This window comes from Shewanella profunda (assembly GCF_023283765.1).
Taxonomy (GTDB): Bacteria; Pseudomonadota; Gammaproteobacteria; order Enterobacterales; family Shewanellaceae; genus Shewanella; species Shewanella profunda.
Genome location: NZ_JAKILG010000009.1, coordinates 1 through 16,385 on the forward strand (window position 1 = coordinate 1; position 16,385 = coordinate 16,385).

Annotated in this window: 16 protein-coding genes; 14 read left to right on the plus strand and 2 right to left on the minus strand. The window is 45.1% G+C overall.

What is annotated here, in order from left to right; genetic code table 11:
• Positions 1–122: 122 nt before the first annotated feature.
• On the minus strand, positions 123–1,409 hold the full coding sequence (locus L2744_RS06555) for a citrate synthase (protein WP_248991163.1): 1,287 nt from the start codon (positions 1,407–1,409) through the stop codon (positions 123–125).
• A 416-nt stretch (positions 1,410–1,825) separates the two neighbouring features.
• Between L2744_RS06555 and sdhC the strand changes: the two genes are divergently transcribed.
• From sdhC to L2744_RS06605, 10 genes are all read left to right on the plus strand, one after another.
• On the plus strand, positions 1,826–2,221 hold the full coding sequence (gene sdhC / locus L2744_RS06560; protein ID WP_248991164.1) for a succinate dehydrogenase, cytochrome b556 subunit: 396 nt from the start codon (positions 1,826–1,828) through the stop codon (positions 2,219–2,221).
• A complete protein-coding gene (gene sdhD, locus L2744_RS06565) occupies positions 2,215–2,562 on the plus strand; it encodes a succinate dehydrogenase, hydrophobic membrane anchor protein (RefSeq protein WP_198780214.1) in 348 nt (115 codons plus the stop codon). The genes sdhC and sdhD overlap by 7 nt, the downstream gene beginning before the upstream one ends.
• On the plus strand, positions 2,563–4,329 hold the full coding sequence (gene sdhA / locus L2744_RS06570) for a succinate dehydrogenase flavoprotein subunit (RefSeq protein ID WP_248991165.1): 1,767 nt from the start codon (positions 2,563–2,565) through the stop codon (positions 4,327–4,329). It begins immediately after the preceding gene.
• Positions 4,330–4,340: 11 nt separating this feature from the next.
• The gene (locus L2744_RS06575; RefSeq protein WP_248991166.1) at positions 4,341–5,048 is read left to right on the plus strand and encodes a succinate dehydrogenase iron-sulfur subunit; all 708 of its coding nucleotides are present in this window, start codon (positions 4,341–4,343) and stop codon (positions 5,046–5,048) included.
• Between the two features lie 215 nt (positions 5,049–5,263).
• Positions 5,264–8,083 carry a 2-oxoglutarate dehydrogenase E1 component gene (sucA, locus tag L2744_RS06580; protein WP_248991167.1) on the plus strand — a complete coding sequence of 940 codons (2,820 nt, stop codon included), beginning with the start codon at positions 5,264–5,266 and terminating at the stop codon, positions 8,081–8,083.
• Positions 8,084–8,114: 31 nt separating this feature from the next.
• On the plus strand, positions 8,115–9,317 hold the full coding sequence (odhB, locus tag L2744_RS06585; RefSeq protein ID WP_248991168.1) for a 2-oxoglutarate dehydrogenase complex dihydrolipoyllysine-residue succinyltransferase: 1,203 nt from the start codon (positions 8,115–8,117) through the stop codon (positions 9,315–9,317).
• 77 nt (positions 9,318–9,394) lie between these two features.
• Positions 9,395–10,561, plus strand: a complete 1,167-nt coding sequence (gene sucC, locus L2744_RS06590; protein ID WP_248991169.1) for an ADP-forming succinate--CoA ligase subunit beta — start codon at positions 9,395–9,397, stop codon at positions 10,559–10,561.
• Entirely contained in the window at positions 10,561–11,433 is an 873-nt protein-coding gene (sucD, locus tag L2744_RS06595) for a succinate--CoA ligase subunit alpha (protein ID WP_248991170.1), read from the plus strand. The genes sucC and sucD overlap by 1 nt, the downstream gene beginning before the upstream one ends.
• Before the next feature lie 402 nt (positions 11,434–11,835).
• Complete coding sequence (rnk, locus tag L2744_RS06600) at positions 11,836–12,243, plus strand: nucleoside diphosphate kinase regulator (RefSeq protein WP_248991171.1); 408 nt, start codon at positions 11,836–11,838, stop codon at positions 12,241–12,243.
• A 92-nt stretch (positions 12,244–12,335) separates the two neighbouring features.
• Complete coding sequence (locus tag L2744_RS06605; protein WP_248991172.1) at positions 12,336–12,833, plus strand: GNAT family N-acetyltransferase; 498 nt, start codon at positions 12,336–12,338, stop codon at positions 12,831–12,833.
• Positions 12,834–12,903: 70 nt separating this feature from the next.
• Here L2744_RS06605 and fur read toward each other — a convergent pair whose 3' ends face one another.
• Positions 12,904–13,335, minus strand: coding sequence for a ferric iron uptake transcriptional regulator (gene fur, locus L2744_RS06610; RefSeq protein ID WP_248991173.1), 432 nt, complete (start codon positions 13,333–13,335; stop codon positions 12,904–12,906).
• A 256-nt stretch (positions 13,336–13,591) separates the two neighbouring features.
• Here fur and cobB point away from each other — a divergent pair, with 256 nt between their 5' ends.
• The 4 genes from cobB (at position 13,592) to corA (ending at position 16,363) form a co-directional block, all read left to right on the plus strand.
• Positions 13,592–14,326, plus strand: coding sequence for a Sir2 family NAD+-dependent deacetylase (cobB, locus tag L2744_RS06615; RefSeq protein WP_248991174.1), 735 nt, complete (start codon positions 13,592–13,594; stop codon positions 14,324–14,326).
• The gene (locus L2744_RS06620; RefSeq protein WP_248991175.1) at positions 14,323–14,772 is read left to right on the plus strand and encodes an ATP-binding protein; all 450 of its coding nucleotides are present in this window, start codon (positions 14,323–14,325) and stop codon (positions 14,770–14,772) included. The genes cobB and L2744_RS06620 overlap by 4 nt, the downstream gene beginning before the upstream one ends.
• Positions 14,773–14,905: 133 nt before the next feature.
• Complete coding sequence (locus tag L2744_RS06625; RefSeq protein WP_248991176.1) at positions 14,906–15,289, plus strand: hypothetical protein; 384 nt, start codon at positions 14,906–14,908, stop codon at positions 15,287–15,289.
• A 126-nt stretch (positions 15,290–15,415) separates the two neighbouring features.
• Positions 15,416–16,363: a magnesium/cobalt transporter CorA gene (gene corA / locus L2744_RS06630; protein WP_248991177.1), complete on the plus strand. Its 948-nt coding sequence runs from the start codon at positions 15,416–15,418 to the stop codon at positions 16,361–16,363.
• Positions 16,364–16,385: the final 22 nt, after the last annotated feature.

Sequence of the window (16,385 nt, forward strand, 5' to 3'; positions counted from 1 at the left end):
CCATATATAATCAACGACGGCCGCATTTGGCCTTAAAATACAAAACGCCCGATGAGGTTCATCAGGCGTTTTAGGTGGAAATAAGTGTCAACTTATTTCAGGACTAGACATAATACTTAGCGTTAGCGTTTATCTATCTCAACGAAATCACGTGCTACTTCGCCGGTGTATAATTGACGTGGGCGACTAATTTTATGACCTGGTTGATCTAACATTTCTTTCCAGTGGGCAATCCAGCCTACAGTACGGGCCAGTGCGAATAGCACAGTGAACATACTGGTTGGAATACCAATGGCTTTCATGATAATGCCAGAGTAGAAGTCGACGTTTGGATACAACTTCTTAGAGATGAAGTATTCATCTTCAAGCGCAATGCGCTCAAGCTCCATTGCCACATCCAATAGCGGATCTTGTACTTTTAGTTCTTTGAGAACTTCGTGACAGGTTTCACGCATCACTTTGGCACGTGGGTCAAAGTTTTTGTAAACACGGTGTCCAAAGCCCATCAGACGGAATGGATCATTCTTGTCTTTCGCACGTTCAATGAATTCAGGAATACGGTCTACAGAACCGATTTCTTCTAACATTTGTAAACAAGCTTCGTTGGCACCGCCGTGTGCAGGACCCCACAGTGAAGCAATACCCGCTGCGATACAGGCGAATGGATTCGCACCTGAAGAACCGGCTAAACGTACGGTTGAGGTTGACGCATTTTGTTCATGATCCGCATGTAAAATGAAGATCCTGTCCATGGCACGTTCAACGATTGGATTTACTTTGTACTCTTCACACGGTACAGCAAACATCATGCTTAAGAAGTTGCCTGCATAGCTCAAGTCATTACGTGGGTAAACGAATGGTTGGCCTGAAGAATACTTGTAGCACATAGCGGCAATCGTTGGCATTTTGGAGACTAGGCGATAGGCGGCGATTTCGCGGTGGCGAGGATCGTTGACATCGAGTGAGTCTTGGTAAAATGCAGACAATGCACCAGTCACACCACATAACATCGCCATAGGATGAGCGTCACGACGGAAGCCTCTGAAGAAGAAGGCTAGTTGCTCATGGACCATAGTGTGGGTTTTTACTGTATGTACAAACTCAGCATATTGCTCTTTCGTCGGCAGTTCACCGTAAAGCAGCAGATAACACAGGTCTAGGTAATCGGAGTCAACGGCGAGTTGCTCAATCGGATAGCCACGGTGTAACAATATACCTTGATCGCCATCGATATAGGTTATTGCAGATTCACAGGAGGCTGTCGCGAGAAAACCTGGATCAAAGGTAAAGTAACCTTTGCTGCCAAGTTTACTGATATCGATTACATCAAAACCAGCGGTTCCCTGCTTTACTGGCAATTCTATCGAGTCGTTCCCTGGTAATTCTAATTTGGCTCTTAAATCAGCCATACCCCGTTCTCCTTACTTCATTTTTATCTGTGAGTGCGGCATGTCAAACCGCCATTACTTTACAGCCATTCTAGATCACATTTCAATTTAAATAAGCGTTTAAATTTGTTAGACCATGGTATAAACGCCATTACTTTCCTTGCTACGACTGGTACTTACGCGAAAAATTCGTCAAAAAAACATAATTTGCATTCTGTGATGTTTGTATTTGACATTTGCCACGAGTATACTTGCCTCCGCCCAATAAGGGCTGCAAACAACGATTATAAAGCACCCTTTTTTTACATGTTAAATGAGTGCGTGTTCAAATAGTTAACTGTTTGTTTAAACTTTGCTTTTGTGTTTACTTTTGCCGTGATTTACCTCCCAGTTTAAAGTTTGTACAAAAGCGGTTCACATAACAAAAAAAATGCTCAATGGAGCTGAGTGAGCAGAACGTGAAAAAGCAAAGACCTGTCCATTTAGATCTGCAGACCATTCGCTTTCCTGCAACAGCGATTGTGTCAATTCTTCACCGTGTTTCCGGTGTCATCATGCTATTCGGTGTTGGCATTCTTATTTGGTTGCTAAATTCTTCTTTAGCCTCCGCTGAAAGTTTTGCTGGCGTGCAATCTCTGTTTGATAACTTCATTATGAAGTTTATCCTATGGGGCATTATGACCGCATTGGCCTACCATTTATTCGGTGGTTTACGTCACTTAGTAATGGATACTGGTCGTTGGGAAGAGTTGGCTTCGGGTACCGCCTCAGCGAAAGCTGTATTTGTCTTAACGGTAGCCTTTTCAATTGTAGCGGGGATCTGGGTATGGTAACCAATGCAGCAAGTTTTGGACGCAGTGGTGTTCATGACTTTATTCTACTACGCGCTAGTGCAGTGATCCTCGCCTGTTACACCATTTTCTTGGTTGGCTTTATTGCATGTAGTTCCCCTCTCACCTACGACGTTTGGCATGGCTTGTTTAGCGCTCTGCCGATGAAAGTGTTTACACTTCTGGCGTTAGTCGCATTGTTAATACACGCTTGGATTGGTGTATGGCAAGTGTTGACCGATTACGTTAAGTGTACGTCGTTACGTGGTGTTTTACAGTTCACCTTTGTCGTTACCGTCTTTTGTTATCTGGCGGCTGGCATAGTTATTGTGTGGGGTGTCTAAGTGAGTATTCCAGTACGCGAATTTGATGCTGTAGTGATAGGAGCGGGCGGTGCGGGTATGCGCGCGGCACTGCAGATATCTAAAGAAGGTAAAAGCTGTGCGCTTTTATCAAAAGTTTTCCCAACACGTTCCCATACCGTATCTGCTCAGGGTGGTATTACCGTTGCGTTAGGTAATGCCCATGAAGATCATTGGGAACAACACATGTACGATACCGTGAAAGGTTCCGATTTTATCGGTGACCAAGAAGCGATCGAATTCATGTGTAAAACCGGTCCAGAAGCCGTGATTGAATTAGAGCAAATGGGTTTACCTTTTTCTCGTTTCGAAAATGGCACAATTTACCAACGTCCGTTTGGTGGTCAATCTAAGAACTTTGGTGGCGAGCAGGCTGCACGTACAGCGGCTGCGGCTGACCGTACTGGTCATGCCTTACTTCATTGTTTATACCAACAAAACGTTAAGCACAAAACGCAAGTATTCTCTGAGTGGTATGCATTAGATTTAGTGAAGAATGCTGATGGTGCTATCGTAGGTTGTACTGCAATTGAAATTGAAACCGGCGAAATCGTTTATTTCAAAGCCAAAGCCACTGTTTTAGCAACGGGTGGTGCTGGTCGCATTTATGCGTCTACTACAAACGCACATATTAACACTGGTGACGGTGTAGGTATGGCAATGCGTGCTGGCGTGCAAATGCAAGACATGGAAATGTGGCAATTCCACCCAACGGGCATCGCCGGCGCGGGTGTACTTGTGACTGAAGGTTGTCGTGGTGAAGGTGGATATCTTCTAAACAAAGACGGCGAGCGTTTTATGGAGCGTTATGCACCAAACGCGAAGGATTTAGCATCACGCGACGTGGTAGCACGTTCTATGATGACAGAGATCCGCGAAGGTCGTGGTTTAGACGGCCCATTAGGCCCACATTGTTTGCTCAAGCTCGATCACTTAGGTAAAGAAACCTTAGAAGCACGTTTACCAGGCGTGTGTGAATTGTCTCGTACCTTTGCCCATATCGATCCGGCCGATGGTCCAATCCCAGTATTACCAACGTGTCACTATATGATGGGCGGTCTGCCAACTAAGGTCAGTGGTCAAGTTATTCGCAAGAATGAAGACGGTACTGAGCATGATGTTATTGGTCTGTTCGCTGTGGGTGAGATTGCCTGTGTATCTGTTCACGGGGCTAACCGCTTAGGCGGTAATTCACTACTCGACTTAGTGGTATTTGGTCGTGCAGCGGGTCAACATTTAGGTAAAGCACTCGATGAGACAGCGGATCCTCAAGATGCGACCGATACAGATATTCAAGCGTCATTGGCGCGTCTAAACCGTTGGGAAAGTAATAAAAACGGTGAAGACCCTGCGCAAATTCGTAAGGATTTACAACTCTGCATGCAATTAAACTTCTCTGTATTCCGTCGTGGTGATGCTATGGCTGAAGGTTTGGAGCAGTTAAAAGCGATTCGTAAGCGTTTAGAAAATGCTAAGTTGTCTGATAACTCTCGTGAATTCAACACTCAACGTATTGAATGTTTAGAGTTAGATAACTTAATGGCAACGGCAATTGCTACTGCTTATGCTGCTAACTTCCGTACTGAGAGCCGCGGCGCTCATTCACGTGAAGACTATTTAGAGCGTGATGATGAGAACTGGTTATGCCACAGCTTGTTTGATCCTGTGACAGAAACCATGGACCGTCGTGCTGTGAATATGGCGCCTAAGTTACGTGAAGCATTCCCGCCGAAGAAACGTACCTACTAGGAGTTGCAAAGATGAAATTGGAATTTGCAGTTTATCGTTACAATCCTGATGTAGATACTAAACCATACATGCAGGATTACAGCTTAGAAGTGGCCGATGGCTCAGACATGATGGTGCTCGATGCGCTGATCAAGTTAAAAGAGCTCGATCCAACCTTAGCATTCCGTCGTTCATGCCGTGAAGGTGTATGCGGTTCCGACGGTCTTAACATGAATGGGAAGAACGGTTTGGCTTGTATTACGCCAATTTCGACCTTTAAGGGTAAGAAATTGGAGATCCGTCCATTGCCGGGCATGCCTGTTGTGCGTGACCTAGTGGTTGATCTCACTCAGTTTTATAAGCAATACGAGAAAATCAAGCCTTACCTCATCAATGATGAGAAGCAGCCTGCCCGTGAACATTTACAATCCCCTGAAGAGCGCGCTCATTTAGATGGTTTGTACGAATGTATCATGTGTGCCTGTTGTTCTACGGCTTGTCCATCATTCTGGTGGAATCCTGATAAGTTTATCGGTCCTAGCGGTTTGCTGCATGCTTACCGTTTCTTGATCGACAGTCGCGATACAGCAACAGAAGAACGTTTATCTGAGCTGGACGACGCCTACAGCGTGTTCCGTTGCCATGGCATCATGAACTGCGTTGACGTCTGTCCAAAAGGTCTTAATCCGACTAAAGCAATTGGTCATATTAAGTCCATGCTGTTGAAGCGAGCAGTGTAATGCGAGAACCCGAGCTAAAACTAATAATAATATAGCTCTTGAAAGAGTCACTTTCTGAGTATAGAAGGTGGCTCTTTTGCGTATGTAATGGAAGACAACGCGCCGTATATCTGGATATCTAGGGGCGGCAGAAATTATGCGTCGAAGGTAATCTCTACAGACTGCATATTTAATACTATGGCTAAGCACGTGTATAAAGTTTGAAAGGAATAGAAATGCACCAAGGCATCATGAAAGCCTGGCTCGAATCATCTCACTTAAGTGGTGCAAATTCGACCTACGTAGAAGAGATGTATGAAGCCTATCAAGAAGACCCACAGTCAGTCTCTGACGATTGGCGTACGGTATTTGATAATCTCCCTCCGGTGAACGGTGCTTCTAAAGATGCGCCTGAAGCTGCTCACTCAAAAGTACGTGATTATTTTCGCAGTCTAGCCCTCGAAGGACGTCATAAGAGTTTTGCTCGCGTGACCGATCCAGAGATGGACGCTAAACAAGTTAAAGTCCTACAACTTATCAACGCCCATCGTTTCCGTGGTCACCAAGGCGCTAACCTTGATCCCCTTGAACTGTGGAAACGTGAACCTGTCGCCGATTTAGATCCAGCCTTTCACGGTTTGACTAAAGAAGACATGGAGCGCGAATTCAATACCGGTTCTTTTGCTCATGGTGGTGAAACCATGAAGCTAGCGGATTTAGTTAAAGCACTGAAAGCCACCTATTGCGGTTCCATCGGTGCTGAATACATGCACATTACCGATACCGATGAAAAGCGTTGGATCCAACAGCGTCTCGAACCTTCCTTAGGCAAAGCCAACTACGATAAGAGCGTTAAAACTCGGATCCTTGAAGGTTTGAACGCGGCTGAAGGTATTGAAAAATACTTAGGGGCTAAATTCCCAGGCGCAAAACGTTTCTCCTTAGAAGGTGGTGATGCGTTAGTGCCCATGATGCGTGAAATTATTTATCGCGCAGGTGAAGCCGGCACTAAGGAAATCGTCGTAGGTATGGCGCACCGCGGACGCCTAAACCTGTTAGTCAACATATTAGGTAAGCGTCCTGCCGATCTGTTTGACGAGTTTGCGGGTAAGCATAACGATAATTTAGGTTCGGGTGACGTTAAGTACCATCAAGGTTTCTCCTCTGATTTTGAAACCCCGGGCGGCAACGTGCATTTAGCGCTAGCCTTTAACCCGTCGCACCTTGAAATCGTTAACCCTGTGGTAATTGGTTCTGTACGTGCCCGTCAAGACCGTCGCGGTTGTAAGGATGGCTTACAGGTCATGCCGATTACTATTCACGGTGACTCTGCAATTGCGGGTCAAGGGATAGTGCAAGAGACATTCAACATGTCTCAAACCCGTGGCTTTAAAGTCGGCGGCAGTATTCGCATTGTAGTGAACAACCAAGTGGGCTTCACGACCTCTAACCATGCGGACACTCGTTCGACTGAATACTGTACTGACATCGCTAAGATGGTTCAGGCACCGATTTTCCACGTTAACTCTGATGATCCTGAAGCCGTTGCTTTTGTGTCGCAGTTAGCTGTTGATTATCGTAACGAGTTCAAACGTGATGTGGTGGTTGAATTAGTGTGTTATCGCCGTCATGGCCATAACGAAGCCGATGAGCCAAGTGCAACTCAGCCGCTGATGTATGCCAAGATCAAGAAACACCCAACGCCACGTAAGATTTATGCAGACAAGCTAATCGCTGAAAACGTGATGGCTGCTGATGATGTGACTGGCCTAGTCAACAATTACCGCGATGCTTTAGATCAAGGTGATTGTGTAGTTAAAGAATGGCGCCCAATGACGCTGCATTCTGTTGACTGGACACCGTATATCGGTCGTGAGTGGGATGAAACGTATCAAGCTTCTATGTCAATGGAGCGTTTACAAAGTCTTGCCGATAAGCTGAGCTATGTGCCAGAAAGTCATCCATTACAATCACGGGTGGCTAAAATTTACAGTGACCGTTTAGCGATGGCCAAAGGTGAGAAGCCACTCGATTGGGGTTTTGCAGAAACGCTGGCTTATGCCTCAATTCTGGAAGACAACAAGCGTGTGCGTATCACTGGTCAGGATTCTGGCCGCGGCACTTTCTTCCATCGTCACGCTGTGCTGCACAATCAAAACGATGGCACGACTTACATGCCATTGCGCAATATTGCCGATGAACAAGGCCCAATTGATATTACTGACTCAGTATTATCTGAAGCCTCTGTATTGGCGTTTGAGTACGGTTATGCCACAGCAGAACCCGGTGGTTTAACGATTTGGGAAGCGCAGTTTGGTGACTTTGCTAACTGTGCACAAGTGGTTATCGATCAGTTCTTGTCATCCGGTGAGCAGAAGTGGGGCCGTTTATGTGGTCTGACTATGTTGTTACCCCACGGCTATGAAGGTCAAGGCCCTGAGCATTCAAGCGCCCGTTTAGAGCGTTTCTTGCAGATGTGTGCTAACCACAATATGCAAGTGTGTATACCGTCAACACCAGCACAGGTTTACCATATGTTGCGCCGCCAAGTGGTGCGTCCTATGCGTCGTCCTTTGGTGGTGATGTCACCTAAGTCATTGCTACGTCATCCATTAGCGATTTCAAGCATGGAAGAGTTAGCCAATGGGAGTTTCCAGAACGTGATCGGTGAAATCGATACGTTGGAAGCGAGCAAGGTTGATCGCGTTGTGTTCTGTAGCGGTAAAGTTTACTTTGAACTACTGGAAAAACGTCGTAGAGAAAATATCACTAACGTAGCGCTTATCCGTGTCGAACAGTTATATCCGTTCCCACATGATGAAATGATCGTTGCTTTGGCGGATTTCCAACATGTGAAAGATTTCGTTTGGTGTCAGGAAGAACCGCAAAACCAAGGTGCTTGGTATTCTAGCCAACATCACTTCTGGGCCGCGATTCCTGCTGGTGCACAGTTAACCTATGCTGGCCGTGAAGCTTCTGCTGCACCAGCCTGTGGTTATCCTGAATTGCACGCACATCAGCAAGAATCTTTAGTGAACAGTGCGTTGAAACTGTAGTAATAGACATTTTATAAAAGGATCGTTTTTCATGAGTATCGAAATCAAGGTACCCGTACTACCAGAATCTGTTGCCGATGCTACGATTGCCACTTGGCACGTTAAAGTGGGTGAACAAGTTTCACGTGATCAAAATCTTGTTGATATTGAAACAGATAAAGTTGTACTCGAAGTGGTTGCACCAGAAGATGGTCACATTGGTGAGTTTCTGTTCCAAGAAGGCGACACAGTACTCGGTGAACAAGTGATTGCTAAGTTCATCGCCGGTGCGGTTTCTGGTCAAGAAGTCACTAAAGCCCAAGCTGAAGCCGCTACACCTGCCGCTGAAACTAGCGATGAAAGTAATGATGCCTTAAGCCCATCTGTACGCCGTTTACTGGCAGAGCACAATGTTGATGCGAGCAAAGTAAAAGGCACTGGTGTGGGTGGTCGTATTACGAAAGAAGACGTTGAAGCTTTTGTTAGCTCTGCATCAAAAGGGGCGTCTAAAGCCACTGCGCCAGCAGCACCTGCCGTTGCGCCATTAGCAGAAGGCCGTAGTGAGAAACGTGTACCTATGACACGTTTACGCAAAACTATCGCTAACCGTCTGTTAGAAGCGAAAAACTCTACCGCTATGCTCACTACGTTCAACGAAGTGAACATGAAGCCCATCATGGATATCCGCAAGCAATATCAGGATATCTTTGAAAAGCGCCATGGTATCCGTTTAGGTTTTATGTCTTTCTATGTGAAAGCCGTGACTGAAGCGCTCAAACGTTTCCCTGAAGTCAACGCTTCAATCGACGGTGATGATATTATTTATCACAACTACTTCGACATTAGCATTGCCGTATCGACACCTCGTGGCCTAGTGACACCTGTATTACGTGATACTGATACCATGAGCCTTGCCGAAATAGAGAAAGCAGTGCGCGATCTGGCCCTTAAAGGCCGTGATGGCAAGCTGACGGTAGCAGATATGACTGGCGGTAACTTCACTGTGACAAACGGTGGTGTATTTGGCTCATTGATGTCTACCCCCATTCTTAACCTGCCACAAAGTGCGATTTTAGGCATGCATGCCATTAAAGACCGCCCAATGGCAGTCAATGGTCAGGTAGAAATCCTGCCCATGATGTACCTAGCACTCTCATATGACCATCGTATTGTTGATGGCCGTGAGTCTGTTGGTTTCTTGGTTGCGATTAAAGACTTCCTAGAAGACCCAACTCGTCTGCTGCTGGATCTATAAGAAAAAGCCAGACATACCCTCGTGACTGGCCCTTAGGGGTCAGTTGGAATTGATTAGAAGTATACGGATAGATCATCATGAATTTGCATGAGTATCAGGCAAAATCCCTATTTGCCGAATATGGTTTACCAGTGTCAGAAGGTTTTGCATGTGATACAGCCCAAGAAGCTGTAGAAGCGGCAGGCCATATTGGCGGAAATGTATGGGTTGTTAAGTGTCAAGTACACGCTGGTGGCCGCGGTAAAGCGGGTGGCGTTAAAGTCACTGGCGATAAAGAAGAAATCAGAGCCTTTGCCGAACACTGGTTAGGCAAAAATCTGGTGACTTATCAAACTGATGAGAAAGGTCAGCCAGTTGCTAAAATTTTAGTAGAAAGCTGCACTGACATTGCCAACGAATTGTACTTAGGTGCAGTTGTTGACCGTAGCACACGTCGCGTTGTGTTTATGGCATCTACCGAAGGCGGTGTTGAGATTGAGAAAGTGGCAGAAGAAACGCCAGAACTCATTCACAAAGCGATTATCGATCCACTGACTGGCCCACAACCCTATCAAGCTCGCGATCTTGGCTTCAAACTGGGTTTGAATCCAACACAAATGAAACAGTTCACTAAGATCTTTATGGGTCTGGCGAATATGTTCGTTGATCACGATTTTGCGCTACTTGAAATCAACCCACTGGTTATCACCACTGAAGGTAACCTGCACTGCCTAGACGGTAAAATTGGCATCGATGGCAACGCACTGTTCCGTCAACCAAAAGTCAAAGCAATGCACGACCCATCACAGGATGATGCCCGTGAAGCCCACGCCGCCATGTTCGAACTGAACTATGTTGCATTAGATGGTAACGTTGGCTGTATGGTGAACGGTGCTGGTCTGGCTATGGGTACTATGGATATCGTTAACTTGCACGGTGGCAAGCCAGCAAACTTCCTAGACGTAGGCGGCGGCGCGACTAAAGAACGTGTAGCAGAAGCATTCAAAATCATTCTGTCTGACAGCAATGTGAAAGCGGTCCTGGTTAACATTTTCGGCGGTATCGTACGTTGTGACATGATCGCAGAAGGTATCATTGGCGCCGTTAAAGAAGTGGGCGTAAAAGTTCCTGTTGTGGTTCGTTTAGAAGGTACTAACGCTGAACTTGGCCGTGAAGTATTGGCTAAATCAGGTCTTGATATCATTGCAGCTACCAGTCTGACTGATGCGGCTGAACGAGTAGTTAAAGCTGCGGAGGGCAAATAATGTCTGTCTTAATCAATAAAGATACCAAGGTAATTTGCCAAGGTTTTACCGGTGGTCAAGGTACATTCCATTCACAACAAGCTATCGATTACGGTACGCAAATGGTGGGCGGTGTGTCTCCTGGTAAAGGTGGCACTGAGCATTTAGGCCTGCCAGTTTTTAACACAGTAAAAGACGCAGTTGCAGCTACTGGTGCGACTGCATCGGTTATCTATGTTCCAGCACCATTTTGTAAAGACGCTATCCTTGAAGCTATCGACGGTGGCATCGAGCTTATCGTTTGTATCACTGAAGGCATTCCAACATTGGACATGCTGCAAGTTAAAGTGAAGCTTGAAGAAACTGGCGTTCGCATGATCGGCCCTAACTGCCCAGGTGTTATCACCCCTGGTGAATGTAAGATCGGTATTATGCCTGGTCACATCCACTTAAAAGGCAAAGTGGGTATCGTTTCTCGTTCAGGTACTTTGACGTACGAAGCAGTTAAGCAAACTACTGACGAAGGTTTCGGCCAATCTACTTGCGTAGGTATTGGTGGTGATCCAATTCCAGGTACTAACTTCATCGACGTATTGGAAATGTTCCAAAACGATCCACAGACTGAAGCCATCGTGATGATCGGTGAAATTGGTGGTACTGCTGAAGAAGAAGCGGCAGCTTATATCAAAGCTCACGTGACTAAACCTGTAGTGTCTTACATTGCTGGCGTAACAGCTCCTGCTGGTAAGCGTATGGGCCATGCTGGCGCGATTATCGCTGGCGGTAAAGGTACTGCTGCCGACAAGTTTGCTGCTTTAGAAGCGGCGGGTGTGACAACTGTCCGCTCGTTAGCTGATATCGGCAAAGCGCTGCGTGTTAAAACTGGTTGGTAAGCTAACCGTTTGAACACTAAAAGGCGCCTAAGGCGCCTTTTTTATTGGCGGTCATTTACGTGATGAAATCCAGTAAATGATGGGAATGGGACTGAGCTAACACCATGAAGACTAGATATTTTTTCTTCTACAGGTTAGATTGAAGCATCCTCTGGGATATTGGCTGCTTTTATCTTTGGCGCGTATAAGTCTCAGTTGAGCCCATAACCGTAAGCTCAGTGTTTATGGCATCAATGCTGTTTCAGCAATTAATCTTAAATTTTTTATGCAATACGATTGCAGCTTAGTGCTGTAAGCGTCGTTATTTTTATGGAGCTTATCGCAAGGGGAAGGGTAAGCAACGGGTTGATGTTGGCCACTGTCATGGGTTAATACATCAGGTTTTTTAATGAGGGAAAGACTGTGAACGCACCTAAAATTATTATTTCTGAAATCGATTTAGAAAGATTAGAACGATTATTGGAGTCACTGCCGGCAAATGCATTTCCGGGCAAGGCGGCATTGGAGGCTGAGTTAGACAGGGCCGATATCGTGCCTGCGGCGCAGATGCCTGCCAACGTAGTGACTATGAATTCGGAGGTGAAGTTTAGCGTTTCATCCAGTAATGAGACCTTTTGTTTACGTTTAGTGTATCCAAAGGGCGTGAATGGCGCGGGCACAATTTCGATTTTGGCCCCAGTGGGCAGCGCATTATTAGGACTCTCTCAAGGCGATGAGATTGAATGGCCAGGTCCTGGTGGTTCTATGGTCAAAGTCCGTATCGAAGAAATATTGTATCAGCCTGAGCGCAGTGGTGATTTTCACCGTTAAGCTGGCATTGGCGTAGCGTCGAGGTTACGCCAGTTCAATTTACACTAGCCATTGGCTGATTTGTTAAGTGATCCATTTTTGAAGGAGTAGAGATGATAACCCAAACAGAAAGATTAATTATTCGGCCATTTACCGAGCAAGATTGCGAAGCGCTCTATTTGATGAACAGTAATCCTGCCATGCTGAAATATATTCCCACAGCGGCTTTTACTTCCCGCGAGCAGGCGGTTGAGTTGTTTCATAAGGTGATCCAAGCAGATTATCAGCAATATGGTTTTGGCCGTTGGGCTGTCGAGCATAAGGTTGATAAAAAAGTGATCGGTTTTTGTGGCCCCAAATTTATTCCAGAATTTAACGAAGTCGAGCTAGGTTATCGTTATTTCCCAGAGTATTGGAGAACCGGGATCGGTACTGAAGCCGCCTTTGCAGCGTTAGCGGAATTTAAACGCTTTGGAATAGAGCAGACGATTGCACTTATTTTGGAAGGTAATCTCGGCTCGGAAGGGGTGGCTAAACGTGTGGGCATGCACTGGCGTGAGCACAGTGAATTTATGGGGCATAAAGTCAATATCTACGCTAAAGTGTTATAGCGGTCACGCCTTAACTTTATCCAATAAAAAACCAGCCACTAGGCTGGTTTTTTGATTCATTTAAGGCTGACTATTCGTCGTTGTGCTCGCAGTTGTCATTCGTGCAATGGCCATAGAGATATAAGCTATGATTAGTTAGCTTAATATTATGCTTCATGGCGATTTCATCTTGACGACGTTCGATGACGTCATCTGAAAACTCAATCACTTTGCCACAGGATAGGCAAACTAAGTGATCATGGTGATGTTGAGTCGACAATTCAAATACGGCTTTACCGCTTTCAAAATGATGACGACTGACGATACCCGCATCATCAAATTGGTTTAATACACGGTAGACTGTCGCAAGACCAATTTCTTCACCGATATCGAGCAGTTTCTTGTATAAGTCTTCTGCACTGATATGTTGGTTTTCAGGTCCTTGCATCAGTTCTAGGATCTTGACTCGTGGCAGGGTAATTTTCAAACCCGCTTTTTTTAGCGCTTGATTTCCATCTGTCATTGCTAATCTCTTGATTGCAGAACCAATAGGTTCATCCGTGGATAGAACTTGTCATTATAGGGGCTGAAATTGAAAACTTAAACCTTTGTTCTAGCTTTCTGGTCCTATATGCAGATAAATTGTGTCACTTGACGCTAAATTACAATAAATTGCGGCAATTCAAGCATAGTTTTTGTAAGGTTATACCAAGGAATAATGTTCACGACCATTAAAGTCCGTGACAATAAGTATAATAAATAGAATAAAAGGAGTCGGCATGTACCAGCATATAGTGGTGTTAACTGGCGCGGGGATCTCTGCTGAGTCGGGATTACGTACCTTTCGCGATCAAGATGGTCTATGGGAAGAACATCATATTGAAGATGTCGCGACGCCTGAGGGTTATGAGCGTGATGCTGACTTAGTTGATCGGTTTTATAATAGCCGTTGGCAACAATTGCACAGCGGAACTGTTACTCCTAACCCTGCACATCAGGCTTTAGCAAAACTAGAAGCTGAGTTTGTGGGGCAATTATTGATTGTTACACAGAATATTGATGACTTGCATGAGCGTGCCGGGTCCCGTCGTTTGTTACATATGCATGGCGAATTATCTAAAGGTCGTTGTCCTCGCTCTCGCCAAACCTTTCTTCTACGTGAGCCCTTTGGCCCTGATAATTGTTGTACCTGTTGTATTCCCGCTCAGCGTTTACGTCCCCATGTGGTCTGGTTTGGAGAAATGCCTTTGGGGATGGATAGAATTCACGATGCGCTTGATAGTTGCGATCTCTTCATTGCAATAGGAACCTCTGGCACTGTTTATCCCGCCGCAGGCTTTGTGGATAGCGTAAATCATCATGGTGCTCAGACGGTTGAAGTCAATTTAATGGCTCCCGATAGGCACAGCCAGTTTCAATACCACCTTACGGGTAAAGCAGGTGATATAGTGCCTAGGCTTGTTGATACCATTTTGGCTGGCAAAGTGATTGGTAGCGACTTGGCTACAATATGAACCAAAAATTAGCCATTATTATGCGTGGCTTGCCGGGGAGCGGTAAGTCGTATTGGGTTGAGCAGTATATTGCGAGTTTGCCTTTGGATGCGGCTTTTCGTCTGCGTCAATATGGTCTATTTTCGACCGACACATATTTCTATCAGGGTAGTGAATATCGTTTTGATGCGAAAAAATTGTCTGAATACCATCAACGAAATTTAACTGCGTTTATTCAAGCACTCGTATCGAGTGAGCCTATGGTTATTTGTGATAATACCAATCTTTGTCACTGGGAATATATGGCCTATGATGCAGTGGCAAAGGCGCTTGGCTATCAAGTGCGCATTGTGCTTGTGGGTGAGCCGTTGAATGCACAGCATCAACGATTATGTGCTGAGCGTAATCGTCATCATGTTTCCCTTGAACATATTCAACGCATGGCAAAGGTATTTGATGCGTTTTAACGGATATTGAGTCATCCTGCGATGGGTTTCTTCTTTTTGTCATATATTCGTTTTAAGCTTGATCTTAAAGGCAGTTTATCAATTTTAACTCGCGTATAATGCACTGCTGCATGTGGCTTTACGGGAGCTTTCCTTGCTAACAAAAATTCTGTTAACTCTGCTGGTTGTTATCGGTGCTTGGTTTTTGCTATTAAAGCGAGGACGAAGTGTTGGTTCACAAAGTCAAAGTATTAATAATCAAGGTAGGCTAACTATGGAGTCTTATGCTCCTCTGTGGCGGCGTTATTTTATGACGGGATTATTTGTACTGATTGGAATTTGCATCTTAAGTTACAGTGTGTGGTATTGGCGCGATCAACATAAAGTTGTAACTGTGACTATTGTATCTCCTACAGGGATTCATAGTGGCGTTTATCAAGCCCGTAAGGGGGATATTTCAGAGGCAAAAATGGTGACTGTGGAGGGGATCCATATTCGTTTTTCTACGGCTGAGCGGCTGGAGATCCTTGAAGATTAACTCACATTTATTTTAGTAAATCATCCTGCGCGTCTTTTCATTACTAACTTATGCGGTAAACTAGCGACAATTTTTTAGCCTGCACTTAAGTGGACTTTTCGCTTAGGTTTTGTTTCAGGAGGACAAATGATTACTGCTTATATCTACGAAAATCGTCACCTCACAGTGGCCGAGGTCAGCATACAAGACAGTATTCCTACCTCGACCATTTGGTTAGATCTTTATAAGCCTGATGATGCAGAGCGAGAATGGTTAAGTCATTTTTCCGTTGAAGAAGTCCCCGATGAAGAAGATATTAACGAGATTGAAGCGTCGGCGCGTTTTTATCAAAACAGCGATGGACTGCATATCAACTCTCTGTTTCCCCAACGTGTAGGCCAAGACGTTCGTGGTGTAAACGTCTCATTTAACCTACGTAGTAATTTTTTGCTGACGATCCGTGAAGAAGATGTAGGGCTTATTCGCTTATTACGTAACTACTTGCGCTTAGGTCGGCTTGAAGTCTCTACACCTCAGGAGCTGTTTCTCGAACTTTTTAATCTGAAGGTGGATTACCTTTCAGACTTAATCGAAGACGTATATACAGTACTGGAAAATGTCGGTGAGCAAGTATTTGATAACGATGAACTTGATAGTGTGTTTAAACTTATCACCTTGCAAGAAGACTCCAACGGAAAAATTCGTCTAAGTTTGCTCGATACTCAGCGTTCACTGCGTTATATGCAGCGTTACTACCGTGGACAATTGTCCGATGAACACCTTAAAGATCTGCGGGAAATGTTGTCAGACATAGAGTCATTGATGCCACATAGCCAGTTTATTTTCGATAAATTAAACTTTTTGCTTGATGCGGCTATGGGCTTTAGTGGGTTGCAACAAAATAAAATCATTAAAATATTCTCGGTAGCGGCAGTGGTATTTCTGCCTCCAACGCTTATTGCCAGCAGTTATGGGATGAACTTTAGCAGCATGCCGGAGCTTGAGTGGCAGTATGGTTATCCAATGGCAATATTGATGATGTTAGCTAGTGCTGCAGGCACTTACTTTTTCTTTAAGCGGAAACACTGGCTATAACACTAGGTCAGATTATTTACAA

What these genes read in the sequence shown, in the direction of transcription:
- L2744_RS06555 (WP_248991163.1), bottom strand. Translation starts at nt 1,409, where the DNA reads ATGGCTGATTTAAGAGCCAAATTAGAATTACCAGGGAACGACTCGATA.
- sdhC (WP_248991164.1), top strand. Translation starts at nt 1,826, where the DNA reads ATGGAGCTGAGTGAGCAGAACGTGAAAAAGCAAAGACCTGTCCATTTA.
- sdhD (WP_198780214.1), top strand. Translation starts at nt 2,215, where the DNA reads ATGGTAACCAATGCAGCAAGTTTTGGACGCAGTGGTGTTCATGACTTT.
- L2744_RS06575 (WP_248991166.1), top strand. Translation starts at nt 4,341, where the DNA reads ATGAAATTGGAATTTGCAGTTTATCGTTACAATCCTGATGTAGATACT.
- sucA (WP_248991167.1), top strand. Translation starts at nt 5,264, where the DNA reads ATGCACCAAGGCATCATGAAAGCCTGGCTCGAATCATCTCACTTAAGT.
- odhB (WP_248991168.1), top strand. Translation starts at nt 8,115, where the DNA reads ATGAGTATCGAAATCAAGGTACCCGTACTACCAGAATCTGTTGCCGAT.
- sucC (WP_248991169.1), top strand. Translation starts at nt 9,395, where the DNA reads ATGAATTTGCATGAGTATCAGGCAAAATCCCTATTTGCCGAATATGGT.
- sucD (WP_248991170.1), top strand. Translation starts at nt 10,561, where the DNA reads ATGTCTGTCTTAATCAATAAAGATACCAAGGTAATTTGCCAAGGTTTT.
- L2744_RS06605 (WP_248991172.1), top strand. Translation starts at nt 12,336, where the DNA reads ATGATAACCCAAACAGAAAGATTAATTATTCGGCCATTTACCGAGCAA.
- fur (WP_248991173.1), bottom strand. Translation starts at nt 13,335, where the DNA reads ATGACAGATGGAAATCAAGCGCTAAAAAAAGCGGGTTTGAAAATTACC.
- cobB (WP_248991174.1), top strand. Translation starts at nt 13,592, where the DNA reads ATGTACCAGCATATAGTGGTGTTAACTGGCGCGGGGATCTCTGCTGAG.
- L2744_RS06620 (WP_248991175.1), top strand. Translation starts at nt 14,323, where the DNA reads ATGAACCAAAAATTAGCCATTATTATGCGTGGCTTGCCGGGGAGCGGT.
- corA (WP_248991177.1), top strand. Translation starts at nt 15,416, where the DNA reads ATGATTACTGCTTATATCTACGAAAATCGTCACCTCACAGTGGCCGAG.